Source organism: Pseudomonas fakonensis (assembly GCF_019139895.1).
Taxonomy (GTDB): domain Bacteria; phylum Pseudomonadota; class Gammaproteobacteria; order Pseudomonadales; family Pseudomonadaceae; genus Aquipseudomonas; species Aquipseudomonas fakonensis.
The window spans coordinates 2,274,933-2,287,579 of sequence record NZ_CP077076.1; the positions used below are offsets into that span (position 1 = coordinate 2,274,933).

General features: G+C 62.5%; 17 protein-coding genes. 11 read left to right on the plus strand and 6 right to left on the minus strand.

The window, feature by feature from the left end; genetic code table 11:
• Positions 1 to 17: 17 nt before the first annotated feature.
• From KSS94_RS10235 to KSS94_RS10270, 8 genes are all read left to right on the plus strand, one after another.
• Positions 18 to 305, plus strand: a complete 288-nt coding sequence (locus KSS94_RS10235; RefSeq protein ID WP_217842859.1) for a hypothetical protein — start codon at positions 18 to 20, stop codon at positions 303 to 305.
• Positions 306 to 330: 25 nt separating this feature from the next.
• Positions 331 to 960: a DUF3885 domain-containing protein gene (locus tag KSS94_RS10240; protein WP_225935861.1), complete on the plus strand. Its 630-nt coding sequence runs from the start codon at positions 331 to 333 to the stop codon at positions 958 to 960.
• Between the two features lie 101 nt (positions 961 to 1,061).
• Positions 1,062 to 1,346, plus strand: a complete 285-nt coding sequence (locus KSS94_RS10245; RefSeq protein ID WP_217842860.1) for a YrhB domain-containing protein — start codon at positions 1,062 to 1,064, stop codon at positions 1,344 to 1,346.
• A 61-nt stretch (positions 1,347 to 1,407) separates the two neighbouring features.
• Positions 1,408 to 1,812, plus strand: a complete 405-nt coding sequence (locus tag KSS94_RS10250; protein WP_217842861.1) for a hypothetical protein — start codon at positions 1,408 to 1,410, stop codon at positions 1,810 to 1,812.
• A 74-nt stretch (positions 1,813 to 1,886) separates the two neighbouring features.
• Positions 1,887 to 2,249, plus strand: coding sequence for a hypothetical protein (locus tag KSS94_RS10255; protein ID WP_217842862.1), 363 nt, complete (start codon positions 1,887 to 1,889; stop codon positions 2,247 to 2,249).
• A gap of 245 nt (positions 2,250 to 2,494) precedes the next feature.
• The gene (locus KSS94_RS10260; protein ID WP_217842863.1) at positions 2,495 to 2,824 is read left to right on the plus strand and encodes a MafI2 family immunity protein; all 330 of its coding nucleotides are present in this window, start codon (positions 2,495 to 2,497) and stop codon (positions 2,822 to 2,824) included.
• A 302-nt stretch (positions 2,825 to 3,126) separates the two neighbouring features.
• Positions 3,127 to 3,297 carry a DUF4926 domain-containing protein gene (locus KSS94_RS27450; RefSeq protein ID WP_225935891.1) on the plus strand — a complete coding sequence of 57 codons (171 nt, stop codon included), beginning with the start codon at positions 3,127 to 3,129 and terminating at the stop codon, positions 3,295 to 3,297.
• A 375-nt stretch (positions 3,298 to 3,672) separates the two neighbouring features.
• Positions 3,673 to 3,918, plus strand: a complete 246-nt coding sequence (locus KSS94_RS10270) for a hypothetical protein (protein ID WP_217842865.1) — start codon at positions 3,673 to 3,675, stop codon at positions 3,916 to 3,918.
• Positions 3,919 to 4,304: 386 nt separating this feature from the next.
• Here KSS94_RS10270 and KSS94_RS10275 read toward each other — a convergent pair whose 3' ends face one another.
• The 5 genes from KSS94_RS10275 to KSS94_RS10295 form a co-directional block, all read right to left on the minus strand.
• Complete coding sequence (locus tag KSS94_RS10275; protein ID WP_225935862.1) at positions 4,305 to 6,755, minus strand: TonB-dependent siderophore receptor; 2,451 nt, start codon at positions 6,753 to 6,755, stop codon at positions 4,305 to 4,307.
• A 117-nt stretch (positions 6,756 to 6,872) separates the two neighbouring features.
• The gene (locus KSS94_RS10280) at positions 6,873 to 7,814 is read right to left on the minus strand and encodes a FecR domain-containing protein (RefSeq protein ID WP_217842867.1); all 942 of its coding nucleotides are present in this window, start codon (positions 7,812 to 7,814) and stop codon (positions 6,873 to 6,875) included.
• Positions 7,814 to 8,317 carry a sigma-70 family RNA polymerase sigma factor gene (locus KSS94_RS10285; protein ID WP_217842868.1) on the minus strand — a complete coding sequence of 168 codons (504 nt, stop codon included), beginning with the start codon at positions 8,315 to 8,317 and terminating at the stop codon, positions 7,814 to 7,816. Before KSS94_RS10285 ends, KSS94_RS10280 begins: the two co-directional genes overlap by 1 nt.
• 69 nt (positions 8,318 to 8,386) lie before the next feature.
• Positions 8,387 to 8,698: an I78 family peptidase inhibitor gene (locus KSS94_RS10290; RefSeq protein WP_217842869.1), complete on the minus strand. Its 312-nt coding sequence runs from the start codon at positions 8,696 to 8,698 to the stop codon at positions 8,387 to 8,389.
• Between the two features lie 232 nt (positions 8,699 to 8,930).
• The gene (locus KSS94_RS10295) at positions 8,931 to 9,815 is read right to left on the minus strand and encodes a LysR family transcriptional regulator (RefSeq protein WP_217842870.1); all 885 of its coding nucleotides are present in this window, start codon (positions 9,813 to 9,815) and stop codon (positions 8,931 to 8,933) included.
• 105 nt (positions 9,816 to 9,920) lie between these two features.
• Here KSS94_RS10295 and KSS94_RS10300 point away from each other — a divergent pair, with 105 nt between their 5' ends.
• The 3 genes from KSS94_RS10300 (at position 9,921) to KSS94_RS10310 (ending at position 11,847) form a co-directional block, all read left to right on the plus strand.
• Positions 9,921 to 10,355 carry a GFA family protein gene (locus KSS94_RS10300; protein WP_217842871.1) on the plus strand — a complete coding sequence of 145 codons (435 nt, stop codon included), beginning with the start codon at positions 9,921 to 9,923 and terminating at the stop codon, positions 10,353 to 10,355.
• Positions 10,356 to 10,643: 288 nt separating this feature from the next.
• The gene (locus tag KSS94_RS10305; RefSeq protein WP_217842872.1) at positions 10,644 to 11,120 is read left to right on the plus strand and encodes a (R)-mandelonitrile lyase; all 477 of its coding nucleotides are present in this window, start codon (positions 10,644 to 10,646) and stop codon (positions 11,118 to 11,120) included.
• Entirely contained in the window at positions 11,089 to 11,847 is a 759-nt protein-coding gene (locus tag KSS94_RS10310; RefSeq protein WP_217842873.1) for a carboxymuconolactone decarboxylase family protein, read from the plus strand. Before KSS94_RS10305 ends, KSS94_RS10310 begins: the two co-directional genes overlap by 32 nt.
• 385 nt (positions 11,848 to 12,232) lie before the next feature.
• On the opposite strand, the gene KSS94_RS10315 is transcribed toward KSS94_RS10310, so the two are convergent.
• The gene (locus tag KSS94_RS10315) at positions 12,233 to 12,526 is read right to left on the minus strand and encodes a DUF3077 domain-containing protein (protein WP_217842874.1); all 294 of its coding nucleotides are present in this window, start codon (positions 12,524 to 12,526) and stop codon (positions 12,233 to 12,235) included.
• Positions 12,527 to 12,647: the final 121 nt, after the last annotated feature.

Sequence of the window (12,647 nt, forward strand, 5' to 3'; positions counted from 1 at the left end):
AGGTAGGGGACGGGGTGATGGATGTCTTTCGGTTCAACAGGGACGTAATGCCTTTGTTGAAAGGCTTTTCCGTGGTGCGTTCAACATTCCCTGAGGGGGACTTTGGCGATCTTGAGCGGATAGAAATGGCAGGCTTGAACAAGTTGGCGACCGTGGAATTTTGGTCAAGTGGGTGGGTGGCTATTGATGTTTTCGATTGCGTTTGTGAGCAGCAGGTCATGAATGTATTGCTTTCTCCTGAACAGAAAGACCTGGTCCCTGAAGCATTTGAAGCGCTCTTGGATACATTGATTCGTAACGCTTAAACACGCTGGTAAAGGAACGCACCTGGTGCCCCTCAAGCAAGACATTTTCAACACCTTCGGGCCGAGCATTTTCGAAAGGCCGGTGTTTTATTCGCAACCCGGTGGCTTGCGCTTCGAACTGTCGGAGCAGGGCAGTGCAATCGAGCTGTTCCTGCAGGCAATGCGCAAGGCCACGGTGGTCTGCCGCGACCTGTTTCACGGTGACGAACTGCTGGTGGTATGCCTGCAACTGCACAGCAATCAGCGTGGTGATTTTCGTCGTATCTACAGGGCACTCGGTGACGCGGGCATCCGCATTCCGGCGCAGCGCGAGTCATGGAGCGAGAAGACCCACCCGGACGATTGGTTTAGCGAGGATGAGCCTGAATACCAGTTGTACCTGGTGTTCGAGGCCCCGCTTTCGCTGCTCGAACCGTTGCTGTGGTGCGCCTTGGCCAGCGACTTTCAGGCCATTCGACCGAAGCCACGGTGTGCTTTCTTTCTGTTCAACCTGAACAAACGCCTCATGGTGTACCCCTACGATGATCGCGGCATGGATGTGGTAGGGCCCGGGCACGAAGCGCTGAGTGAGCTTTACGAGGCGCATCGGGGCTGGCTGCTGGATTACGACCGGGAGGCCATGGATGCGACATTTGCGCCCGCTGCAGGCGGGTGACTGGCCTTCCACCCTGTCGCCTGCCGCGCCAGTCAACTCGCCCCCACACCTGTAGGCGCTGGCTGATGAATATAAGTTATGCAGTTGGTGAGGAGTAATGGATGATTACCTATATTGATGCTCTGGGGCTGGCAAGGGATTACTTGGAAGAGTCGGAGATTCCATTGGAGATAGTCTATGAGGGAGAGTTTTCTGAAGGCTGGTTTTTTTGTTATCAATCGAAAGAGTATTTGGACACGGGGGAAAGTGCTGCGAAGCTTGCAGGGAATGCCCCGTTTATAGTTGATAAGTGGACGGGTGTGCTTCATGAATTTGGTACGGCATATTCCTTGGAGAGCTATTTGGAAGAATATATAAAGCTGAAGCTGGAGAGGTCGTCTGAATAGGTGGGTGAGCCGAATGATAATGCCAGGCCGCCAACAGATTTTCTCAGGTCGAAGTGGGTCTATGGACGTCAGGCAAAAAGAGCAAGTTGCAGATTTGTTAAAGATGTCATCCGAGCAAGCCGCTGAATGGTTGATATCCACATATCCTATAAGCGAGCAGGGTTATGGGGAAGGCATGGTTCTAATTCCTCATCGCTCCTGGAAGAGAAGTGATCAGTTGAAGTTGGCTCGGCATTATATGCAGAAAATTCCGTTTGCTTCTGAGCGTGGCTATAAAGTGTTTTCATCATTCATGTCTGTGTCTTCGTTTTTAGGATGTATCAGGGAGCAGTTGCCTCTGGCTCAACAAAAGCAGGAGTTGTTGCTCTATCACTTGGTTCCAGTGCTTGTTGCGATGGCGAAGAATGACAAGGATGTTGACATGATTAAGGCGTTTCTGGCGGGTTTGAACGTGGTCCATGTTTGAAATCTCTCAAGAAAGATTTGCATGCGGCCGGAGAGATGTTGGTGTTACTCAAGAGCTGCTAAAGGATATTAAAAATGCTCTCGGCAGATGAGTTTTTCCTGAGCTTTCTTGCCTGGCTCAAGGACTTTTCAGGTGTTTCTACAGAAGGGCTTGAAGCGTCGCTGGATGAGTTCGGCGGGGTGGCTGGCGTTATTGAGGATTCGCTTTATATCTCGGCGTGTGAGGCGTTGGCCGAGACCTTGGTAAGGGAAAGCGAATTCGATGGGATTGTGCGTTTGCTTAATGAGCCTGCGCTAAAAGAAAATGGGGAGTATCTTTATTATTTTGTAGAGTCGTTGATAGGTCATTCGGTTGCTCGTGGTGATGATGTCAAGAGGCTGGTGCTCATGGCGCCTGAAAATTACAGGGTATTTTTATGTAGGCGCTTCAGCGTTTGATGAGATTTTGGCTTGTTGTGGCTTTGGCGCAGAGGCGTCAAAGCTGCGATGCAGGGTAACTCGAGAGGAGAGAGGGATGTCTGTGATCAAAACAATAAAACCGTTCAACGGATTGAAAGAATACACGCAGTGGACTTAGCTTTGGGCAGGCCCAAGTACAGTGGATATTCCAGATTGCCTGAGTGAGGTTTGCCACTAGGGTTGTTGTCGGTGGAAGTCAATGATGTGGGCGCGGAGAAATCGAAATGAAGTTTGAAGTGATGGGGCAGCCGAGTCTGGAAGACTGGAATTTCCAAGTGCTTATGCTAGTGCAGGCACTGGCGGGTGCGGTTTCTGCCAATTTCAGAATGGTATTGCTGTTGTGGGACGGAAGGCAGTGGGTGCTGCGGTTTTATATTGAGGAAGCTATAGATGAAGATATTGATGAGATTGAAGGTGTTGTATGTCAATATACGGCGTATCAGGACTGTCATCTGGAGTGTTGTTCAGAGGTTGTAGTGGGTAATGGCAGCCTTTCGGGATTGGCAGATGGCGGTAGAGTTGTTTATCGGCGCCGGGAGAATTCTGTGTATTAGTTGTGTCGTGGTATTAGGTTTTTGAAAGATGGGGCTGTATTTTAAATGAGCTTGAGTGAGTTTTGAGGAAATTGAGGTCTGCTGTCTGTCAGTGTGCAGCATGTTGAAGTTTTATGTGGGTACTGGGCGGAAGTGGTTGCGAATGACTGAAATATCTTTGGTGTATTGGGTGGGTTATCCGTAAACGCCGGAAAATTCTGCGTGGGTCGGATTTTTAGTGGAGATGATGGTTGTGGTTATAATGATTTCAGGGTGTTTCAATAAGGTGAGGTGGTATGGGATACTTGCAGTTTGATGTCGTCATGTTGCTCGATGATTTTCCCGAGGAAGGCTTGAGGGCAGGGGATAGTGGGACAGTAATTGATATATATAGTACGCCTGTTGAAGGTTATGAAGTGGAATTTTGCGACGAGCAGGGCAGAACACTAGCACTGTTAGCTCTGTCTTCTGACCAGATACGACCAGTCAAATAGAGTGTAATGCAGGGCATCATCTTGGTTGGGGTTTGTGGTGCCTTAGTGGACGAGGTAAGAGCCGATGTCGAATCGCTGTCCAGCTTGTGTGTGTCAGGATACGCAAGCGTCTATCACAGCGGTCCGTGTTTTCCTGCTTCTGCAAGAGGTATTTTATGGGGCGCGTTGTCTGCTTTGAACGGATGCATCTCTGAATCCCCTGCCAAGGCATCAGTACATGATTGTGCTGATTGTCGTGTTATGGCAGCTGCGTAAGGGAGGCCCCCGGGCCTGCCGGTTTTCTCTTTTGCGCCGGTCTTGCAGACCCTTACGCGGCCGCCACCCTTACTCATTGCAAGGGTGGAGTGGTCATTCCCTGGCAAAAGAGGATTCACCATGCTCAAGATCGTCCCCGATCCACCACCTCTGTGCGATACCCCTCAATACCTTGAAGACACCTTGCTCGAAGCCTTGGAACATGCCATGTGCGGCCTGGCTGTCGGCCAACAGTCCATTACCTTTTTGCCCAAGTCTGCGGCCACGATCATGCTGCTGGCGGTGGAAGCCACGCGCCAACTGGTGGAGTGTGCCGTGGCGCAGGTGCAGCTTGGGCAGCGTCGGCAGATTTACACGCTGCATTAGGCGAGGACAGGTGGGAGCAACTGTCTTGCTCAATTTCTAAAAGCTGGTGCGATCCCTGTAGGAGCCGGCTTGCCGGCGATAGGGCCGGCACAGGCGAATGCTGGCACCGGCTGTGCCGGTGATCGCCGGCAAGCCGGCTCCTACAGGCTCGCGCGAAGCCCGAACCAAGCGCCGTACCTGTGGGAGCAACTGTCTTGTGCTGCCTGTACTGGCCTCATCGCCGGCAAGCCGGCTCCTACAGTAGTGCGTAGGGCTGGGTTTGCGTTTGCAAGTTTGCGCGGTCTTTGTAGGAGCCGGCTTGCCGGCGATAGGGCCAGCAGCCTTGGTGCAAATCCGCGTCTGCAGGCCCGGCCCCGTCAGGCAGCACCTGAAAGGGCCTGCCACCCTCAGAAGTCCGCCCGCAGGGTCACCGTGTAGTTGCGTGGGTCGCCGTAGTAGTTGGCGGCATGCAACCAGCCGATGCTGGAGTAGTACTTCTTGTCGAACAGGTTGTTGCCGTTCAACGCCACGCTGAAGTTTTCGTTGATCTGGTACGCCAACCGCGCGTTCCAGATGGCGTAGCCGGCCTGCTCGATCTTGCCCACGCCGTCGGTGCCGCCGAAGTTGTTGTGGTAGTTGCGGCTTTGCACGTTGGCACCACCTCCCACGGTCCATTGCTGGTAGTCGCCGGGCAGGTTGTAGTCGGCCCACACGCGCAGCAGGTGGCGCGGAGTGAAGGTGTTGAACGCGGCGCCGCCGGCAGACTCGCCATCGCCCGGGTCATTCAGGTACTCGGTGTGGGTGTAGGTGTAGCCGGCAAACAGCTGCAGCCCGGCCAGCACTTCGCCGCTGACTTCGGCATCGAAACCGCGGGTGCGCACCTTGCCGCCGTCCACGTAGCAGTTGGTGTCGCAGGCGCTGTTGCCGTTGTACTGCGCGCGGTTTTGCTGGTCGACCTGGAACAGCGCCAACGTGGTGTTGACCCGGCCGTCCAGCAGTTCGCCCTTCAGGCCCATCTCGTAGTTGGCGCCCTCGATGGGCTTGAGGGTGCTGTTTTCTTCGGTCAGCTCGGTCTGCGGCTTGAAGATGTCGGCGTAGCTGGCATAGGCCGACCACTGCTCGTTCAGCGCGTAGATCAACCCGCCATAGGGGGTGAACTCGCCGCTGCTGCGCGCATGCGCCGGGGTGGGGGAGGCGGCGTTGAAGCGCTGCAGCGCATAGTCGTACTTGTAGTTGCTGGTGCGCCCGCCCAGCACCAGGGTCAGCGGGTCGGTGAGCTTGTAGCGCACCACGCCGTACAGGCCGTCCTGGCGGATCTTGCCGTGGGAGGTGCCGGCGTAGCTGGTGCCCAGCAGCTGGTCCATGGTCGGGCGCTGGGGCGAGACCGGGTCGTAGATGTTCATCGGGCCGAGGTTGAGCATGCCGCCCTGCAGGTCGTCGGTCTTCAGGTCGCTGGCGTTGGCGCCCACCACCACCTCGTGCTCGCGGCCGAAGGCGCGCCACTTGCCAGTGAGGTTGACGTCGGCGGCCTTGGTGATGTTCTCGAAGTCGTACAGGTAGGCGCGCGAGCGCATGCCGTCGCCGGTGGCCGGGTCCACGGCGCCGCGGCCGAAGCTGTAGAGGATGTAGTTGGTTTCGCGCAGGTAGGTGCCGGAGGCCTTCAGGCGCCAGTCGGCGTTGAAGTCGTGGGTGATGTCGGCGAAGTAGCTGGTCTGCTTGTTGTCCCACTTGTTCCAGTCGGCGCCGGTGTAGGTGGAGCGGCCCACGTTCAGCGAGCTGCCGTCCTTGTTGCGCGGCAGGCCGCTGAAAAACGGCGTGGAGTGCAGGTCTTCGACGCTGGCACCGGCGGCCACGGTGGTGGCGTCGTTGATCTGGTATTCGAGCATGCCGTACAGCACGTTCTTGCGGCTTTCGGCGGTGTCGTAGAAGTAGTCCTGGCTTTCGTGGGCGGCCACCATGCGCCCGCGCAGGGCGCCGTCGGCGCTCAGCGGGGCGCTGGCGTCGAGGGTCTGGCGGTAGCTGTCCCAGGAGCCGGCGCTGGCGGTCACCGACAGCGCGGCCTCGGCCTTGGGCCGCTTGCGCACCAGGTTCACCGCAGCCCCCGGGTTGCCGCTGCCTTGCAGCAGGCCGTTGGCGCCGCGCAGCACCTCGACGCGGTCGTACAGCAGGGTGTCGGCGGTGAAGCTGCTGCCGATGGCGTAGTAGCGCCGGTCCATCGGCACGCCGTCGTACTGGATGGTCTCCACCTCGAAGCCGCGCGAGTAGATGTACTTGCCGCCGGACGGGCTCTGCAGGGTGGTGATGCCGGTGGTTTTCTCCAGCACTTTGTCGAGGGTGTCCAGGCGCTGGTCGTCCATGGCCTTGCGGGTGACCACGCTGACCGACTGCGGGATATCTTTCAGGCGGTGGGTGGACTTGCCGATGGTCACGGCGTTGGCGGTATAGCTGCCGGAGCCTTCGGTTGTGGCCTGGTCTTGCCGGCCGGTGATGTTCAGCGGCTCCAGGTTCAGTGCCGCGCCGCCGTCGGCAGCGTTCAGCGGCAGGGGCTCCAGGCCGTACACCTGGCCCCCGCGCGGCACGGCGCGCAGGCCGCTGCCGGCCAGCAGCAGGGCAAAGCCTTCGTCGATGCCGTACTGGCCGTGCAGGCCTGGGCTGGCAAGGCCGCGGGTCAGCTCAGAGGTGTACTGCAGGGTGACGCCGCCTTCACTGGCAAAGCGCGCCAGCACCTGGGCCAGGTTGCCGGCGGCGATGCTGTAGGCCTGCGGGGCCTGCACGGGGGCGGCGCTGGCGCCGGCAGCATAGCCTTGCAGGGCGATGGCCAGGGCGCTCAGGGCGAGCAGTTGACGGGGTTTGCCCATGGCGCGAACGCTGCGGCGGGCCGGTGAAGAGGCGCGGATCATTGAACGGTTGTCCCTATGTTTGTGGCAGTTCCACAGCTAAGGACTGACGAGGCGAAAAAACGGGCCAATTGATTTTCAACGCGCGCTCACGGTGACCCAGTAGCGGGTGCGGTAGTCCACCTGCACCGGCAGGGTGGCGGGCAGGGCGGCCAGGATTGCGTCGGTGTCGCGCAACTGGAACGCGCCGCTGATCAGCAGCCGTTGCACATCGCCCTGGGCGCGCAGCCAGCCCGGCCGGTAGCGGCCGAGTTCGGCGAGGAATTCGCCCAGGGGCATCTCGTCGACCACCAGCTGGCCCTGGGTCCATTGCAGGTCCTGTTCGCGGGCAGCGCTCAGCGGGCCTTGGCCGTGGGCGTCGAAACTCAGCTGCTGGCCGGCCTCGAGGGTGTGTTCGGGGCCCTGCAACGGCGTCACCCGCACGGCCCCTTCGTACACGGCCAGTTGCGTGCGGCTGTCGCGCTGGCGTACCACAAATCGGGTGCCCAAGGCCTGCAACGTGCCTTGCGCGCTGGCCACCCGCAGCGGGCGGTGCCAGGGGTGGCCGGCATCGGCGCCGCTGTCGATGAGCACTTCGCCGTGGCGCAGAGTGATCAGGCGTTGCTGCTGGTCGAAGTCCACCGCCACGGCAGTGTCGGTGTTCAGCTCCAGCACCGTGCCATCGGCCAGGGTCAGGCGCTGGTGCTGGCCGACGGCGGTGTCGAAGGCCTGTTGCGGGGCCAGCTGGCGGTAGCCGGCATAGCCCAGCGGGGCGAGGATGGCCAGGGTCAGCAGTTGCTTGAGCACCTGGCGCCGCTCGCGGTGCAGGGTGCCCATGGCCAGGCGCGGCGGCAGCAGGCCCAGTTGCTCCTGCACCCGCCGGGCCTTCTGCCAGGCCCGTTCGTGCTCGGGCGCGGCGGCGCGCCAGCGGCTGCAGGCGGCCTGCTGCGCCGGGCTGACGCCGTCATCGAGCATGAGCATGTGCCAGTGCGCGGCCTGGCGCGCCACCTCGGCGCTGATGCGCGGTTGCTCGCCGGCCATCAGCAGTCGTCGTCGAACAGGATGCAGGCTTGCAGCGCACTGGCCATGTGGCGCTTGACCGTGCGTTCGCCGATGCCCAGCCGGGCGGCCACCTGCACGTAGGTCAGGCCCTCCAGCTGCACCAGCAGGAACACCGAGCGCACCACCGGCTTGAAGGTGTCGAGCAGGGCGTCCAGTTGCTGCAGGGTTTCACGCATGGCCCACAGTTCTTCGGCCGACAGCGCAAACAGCTCGGGCAACTGGGCCAGCAGCTCCAGGTAGGCGCGCTCCAGCGACTGGCGGCGAAAGTGGTCGTATACCAGGCGTCGGCCAACCGTGGCCAGGTACGCCCGCGGCTGCTGCAGGGCAAGGCCCAGGCCGGCTTTGCGCTGGGCCTGGAGAATGCGCACGAAGGTGTCCTGGGCCAGGTCCGCGGCCTGCGCCGAACAGCCCAGCCGACGGTACAGCCACTGCTTCAGCCAGCTGTTGTGTTCGGCGTAGACCTGGCTCAGCTCATCAACCATAACGGCTATCCCTCCGGTGCGAGGAGCGCACCTTAAGTGATAACGATTATCAAATCAATCGGGCCGGGGCTACCCGCACCAGAGCTCGGTGATCAGTTGCTGCCAGTCGACGGCCAGGGTCAGGCGCTGGCTGACCATGCCCAGGTCGCGTGGGCCGTTCAACTTCACCACCCGCACGCTGGTAGCGCCGGAGCGGGCCAGGGCCAGGGCCTTGGTGTCGGCATTGAGTTTTTCGCCGATCAGGCTGTGCGCGGCGGCGGCGGAGCAATTGCGCGAGTACTGGCCGCCTTTGGGCCTGGTATCGTCTTTTGCCTGGGCGAAGGTTGTGCTGGCGGGCAGCAGGGCGAGGGCGAGCAGCAGGAGGCAGCGGCGGCAGTCCATGGCGTTGGGTGTCCTGAAAATGGATGAGACCGGGTTAGCGGCAAGACGTTTCAGGGCGGAGGATTTTCAACGTTTGACCCTGCAACCGCGCGCCCTCTGTAGGAGCCGGCTTGCCGGCGATAGGGCCGGGCTTGCAAGCCAAGATGTGTGCCGAGGCTGCCGGCCTCATCGCTGGCAAGCCAGCTCCTACAGGCGACCGGGCCGGGCCTGATAGCAAGGATAAGCGCCAGTGCTAGCCGGCCAGGTACGCCTGCAACGCGTCCCCCAACCCATCGAAGGCCCGGGCAATTCGCCGGGTGCGGCGCAGGTCGCTGTGCATCGCCAGCCACACATCCACCTCAAAACCGAACTGCTCACCCAGCACTTCGACCAGCCCGTGCTCCCGGGCGATCTGCACCGGGCACAGGCCGAACCCGAGCCCGGCCTTGAGCGCGGCCAACTGCGCCAGGTGGTTGTCCGAGGCGATGGTGAACGGCTGGTCTACCTCGCACAGCCCGGCCTCCACCAACCGGCGCAGGTCGGCCGCACGGCGGTCCGGGCCGATCAGCGGGCCAGCGCGCAGCGCGTCAAGGCTGCCAGGGGCGCCGTAGCGCTCAAGGCAGGCGGCGCTGGCGTGCAGCCGCACCCGCAGGCTGCCGACCCGGCGCACGGTGATGTCAGCCTCCACTGGCCGCACCAGGCGCACGGCAATGTCCGACTGCAGCCTGGCGATGTCCTCCAGTGCATCGCCCACGCTCAGCTCCAGCCGCAGCCCGGGGTGCTGGTAATGCAGCTCGCGCAGCAACCCCGGCAGTACCTCCACCCCCAGCAGGTCGGCACAGGTGATGCGCACCGTGCCCTGGTCCATGGCGGTTTGTTCGCTGGCCATGCGGCTGAAGGCGCGGGCGGCGATGTCCATGGCTTCGGCGTGCTGGGTCAGCCCGCGTGCTGCCTCGGTGGGCGTTAGCCCGGCCGGGGTGCGGGTGAACAGGCTCAGGCCCAGCGCCTGCTCCAACTGGTCCAGGCGCCGCCGCGCGGTGGCCTGGGCGATGCCCAGCAACCTGGCCGCGCCGCTCAGGCTGCCGGCGCGCAACACGGCGAGGAAAACCCGCTGGCGCTCCCACTCGAGCGGGCTCATACATTCTTGACCAATGGCTGCTCCATCTTGGCTCTTCTACCGGGGCCGGCGAGGGTGGATGATGCGCCCCGACTTCAACTGGACGCCATTGTAAGGATTGAGCCCATGGGATTCACCGGTCATTGCCGCTGCGGGCGCATCACGCTCGCGATCGACGCCCCGGCGCTGCCGCCGCTGTACGCCTGCCATTGCCTCGACTGCCAGCGCTGGAGCGGCAGCGCCTTCGGCCTGCACCTGCTGTGCCTGGGCGCGAGCGTGCGGGTAGATGGCGAGCCTGTCACTTTCGTGCATGAAGGCGCCGGGCATACCAGCACCCAGTACGCGTGTGGCGCTTGCCATACCCGGCTGTTCAACGAGACCACCGCGGCGCCGGGCATGCGCGTGGTGCGCGCCGGGGTGCTGGAGGGCGCCGAACGGTTCGAGCCGGTGGCGCATATCTGGACCCGGCGCAAGCAGCCCTGGGTGGTGCTGCCCCAAGGGGTGGCGCAATGGGCGCAAACCCCGACGGCCGAAGAGTTCGGGCAGGTGTTGATGGGCTGAGTGTTTGGCCGCGCTGCCACTCAGGCGCCGTGTGATCATTCGGAATGCGCCTACAGGCGGTCGCGTCCCTCTGTAGGAGCCGGCTTGCCGGCGATAGGGCCGGGCCTGGCAGCAAAGCTTTGTGCTGGTGCTGCTGGCCTCATCGCTGGCAAGCCAGCTCCTACAGTGGCCCGCGCAAACTTGCAGGGGCCGTCTGCGGGAGGATCAGGCAACTATCACGGCGGATTGCGCAACACTCGGCAGGGCACCCCGCGGAAAATACCCATTCCCAGCAAGAGGTGCCGCAACATGCCCAAACGCATACTCGAAACCGCCCTGTGCGTGGCCGCGCTACAGGCCACCCTCGCCGAAGGCGCCCAGCAAATAACCGCAGCCGGCGCGCAGCATTCGGTACCCGGCCCCGAAGCCTTCTTCACCGGCCGCGCCCGCATCGACCCGTTGTGGCCTGCCAGTGAAACCCTCAACGCCTCCGGCGCCCTGGTCACCTTCGAGCCCGGCGCCCGTTCTGCCTGGCACACCCACCCGGCCGGGCAGCGCCTGGTGGTGCACAGCGGCGTGGGCCTGACCCAGGAGTGGGGCCAGCCGGTGCAGGTGATCCGCCCTGGTGATGTGGTGTGGTGCCCGCCAGGCGTCAAGCACTGGCACGGCGCCGCGCCCGGCACCGCCATGACCCACGTGGCTGTCACCGGCACGCTGGATGGCAAGAACGTCGACTGGATGGAGAAGGTCAGTGATGAACAGTACAGCGCCACGCCGGTGGAGTAGCCTGCGCCCGGCACTCGGTGCCCTGATGCTGGTTGCTAGCTTGTCCAATGCCTTCGCACAGGAGCCTCATTCCGTGAACACCGCGACCACCACAAGCGTTTCGCTCGATACCCGCCAGCAGGCGATTCTGCCCATTGCCGCCTTTGCGGCCGTCGGCGACCTCGGCAAGTTGAACCCGGCGCTGAACCAGGGCCTGGATGCCGGGCTGAGCATCAGCGAGGTGCGTGAGGTGCTGGTGCAGTTGTACGCCTATGCAGGCTTTCCACGCAGCCTGAACGCCTTGGGCGAGCTGCTGAAGGTGGTGCAGGCGCGCAAGCAGGCCGGCATCGTCGACGACCCCGGCCGCGAGCCCAGCCGGCCTGGCCCGCAGGGTGACGCGTTGCTGGCGGCCGGTACCGCCAACCAGACGAAACTGGCCGGCGCCCCGGTGCAGGGCCCGCTGTTCGACTTTGCCCCGGTGGCTAACGAGTACCTGCGCACGCACCTGTTCGGTGACATCTTCGAGCGCGACAACCTTGGCTGGCAGCACCGCGAACTGGCTACCGTGGCGATGCTTGCGGCCATGAGCGGGGTGGAGCCGCAGTTGCAGGCGCATATGCGCATCAGCCTGAACACCGGGCTGACGGCGGGGCAGTTGGGCGAGGTGAGCCAGGTGCTGGCGGCGCGGGTGAGCCCTGAAGCCGGGCGGCGCGCGGCCGAGGCGCTGGTGCGGCAGGTGGGGCAGTAGCATCTGGGGGCTTCTGCGCTGAAGGCGAAGATATGTATCTGGACCGCCGGCCCTATCGCTGGCAAGCCAGCTCCTACAGGCGACCGCGTACCCCTGTAGGAGCCGGCTTGCCGGCGATAGGGCTGGGCCTGCAAGCACTGATGTGGGCCGGGGCTACCGGCCTCATCGCTGGCAAGCCAGCTCCTACAGGCGAGCGCGTACCCCTGTAGGAGCCGGCTTGCCGGCGATAGGGCCGGGCCTGCAAGCACTGATGTGGGCCGGGGCTACCGGCCTCATCGCTGGCAAGCCAGCTCCTACAGGCGACCGCATACCCCTGTAGGAGCCGGCTTGCCGGCGATAGGGCCGGGCCTGAAACCCCGGATGCAAGTCAGAACCTGCCGGCCCTTCAGGCCTTGGCGCTTTTGTGCATGCCCATATGCGCATCATCCATCAGCGCCTTGGCCATTTCGCTCAGGTAGTGCGAGGCCCAGACCAGCACCGGCTCGTCGTCCATCACGCCGATGTAAGAGGCGCGGCGGGCGCTGGCGAGCAGGATGGAGGCTTGCTCCATGGCATGGTCGGCGCAGTTGCCGGGGATGACCTGGAACAGGCGCTGGCCTTCAACGGCACCGTCCATGCAGGTGGCGCTGCCGACGGTCCAACCGAGTTTGCCGAGCGGGGTGGGGGAGGTGGTGTCCATGGGAAGTCCTTTTGGTTTGCATGCCGAATTGGCGTTGGGGCGCAGGGCAACGTGGGAGCGGGCTTGCCCCGCGATCACCGGCGGTGCCGCTGCCATGCAGCCGCGTTTGCAGGCCAGGCCC

Excerpts from the sequence above, each read along its gene's own strand:
- KSS94_RS10315 (WP_217842874.1), bottom strand. The coding sequence starts at position 12,526 with ATGGACACCACCTCCCCCACCCCGCTCGGCAAACTCGGTTGGACCGTC.
- KSS94_RS10255 (WP_217842862.1), top strand. The coding sequence starts at position 1,887 with ATGCTCTCGGCAGATGAGTTTTTCCTGAGCTTTCTTGCCTGGCTCAAG.
- KSS94_RS10270 (WP_217842865.1), top strand. The coding sequence starts at position 3,673 with ATGCTCAAGATCGTCCCCGATCCACCACCTCTGTGCGATACCCCTCAA.
- KSS94_RS10290 (WP_217842869.1), bottom strand. The coding sequence starts at position 8,698 with ATGGACTGCCGCCGCTGCCTCCTGCTGCTCGCCCTCGCCCTGCTGCCC.
- KSS94_RS10295 (WP_217842870.1), bottom strand. The coding sequence starts at position 9,815 with ATGAGCCCGCTCGAGTGGGAGCGCCAGCGGGTTTTCCTCGCCGTGTTG.
- KSS94_RS10235 (WP_217842859.1), top strand. The coding sequence starts at position 18 with ATGGATGTCTTTCGGTTCAACAGGGACGTAATGCCTTTGTTGAAAGGC.
- KSS94_RS10280 (WP_217842867.1), bottom strand. The coding sequence starts at position 7,814 with ATGGCCGGCGAGCAACCGCGCATCAGCGCCGAGGTGGCGCGCCAGGCC.
- KSS94_RS10285 (WP_217842868.1), bottom strand. The coding sequence starts at position 8,317 with ATGGTTGATGAGCTGAGCCAGGTCTACGCCGAACACAACAGCTGGCTG.
- KSS94_RS10245 (WP_217842860.1), top strand. The coding sequence starts at position 1,062 with ATGATTACCTATATTGATGCTCTGGGGCTGGCAAGGGATTACTTGGAA.
- KSS94_RS27450 (WP_225935891.1), top strand. The coding sequence starts at position 3,127 with ATGTTGCTCGATGATTTTCCCGAGGAAGGCTTGAGGGCAGGGGATAGT.
- KSS94_RS10300 (WP_217842871.1), top strand. The coding sequence starts at position 9,921 with ATGGGATTCACCGGTCATTGCCGCTGCGGGCGCATCACGCTCGCGATC.
- KSS94_RS10305 (WP_217842872.1), top strand. The coding sequence starts at position 10,644 with ATGCCCAAACGCATACTCGAAACCGCCCTGTGCGTGGCCGCGCTACAG.
- KSS94_RS10275 (WP_225935862.1), bottom strand. The coding sequence starts at position 6,755 with ATGGGCAAACCCCGTCAACTGCTCGCCCTGAGCGCCCTGGCCATCGCC.
- KSS94_RS10310 (WP_217842873.1), top strand. The coding sequence starts at position 11,089 with ATGAACAGTACAGCGCCACGCCGGTGGAGTAGCCTGCGCCCGGCACTC.
- KSS94_RS10250 (WP_217842861.1), top strand. The coding sequence starts at position 1,408 with ATGGACGTCAGGCAAAAAGAGCAAGTTGCAGATTTGTTAAAGATGTCA.
- KSS94_RS10260 (WP_217842863.1), top strand. The coding sequence starts at position 2,495 with ATGAAGTTTGAAGTGATGGGGCAGCCGAGTCTGGAAGACTGGAATTTC.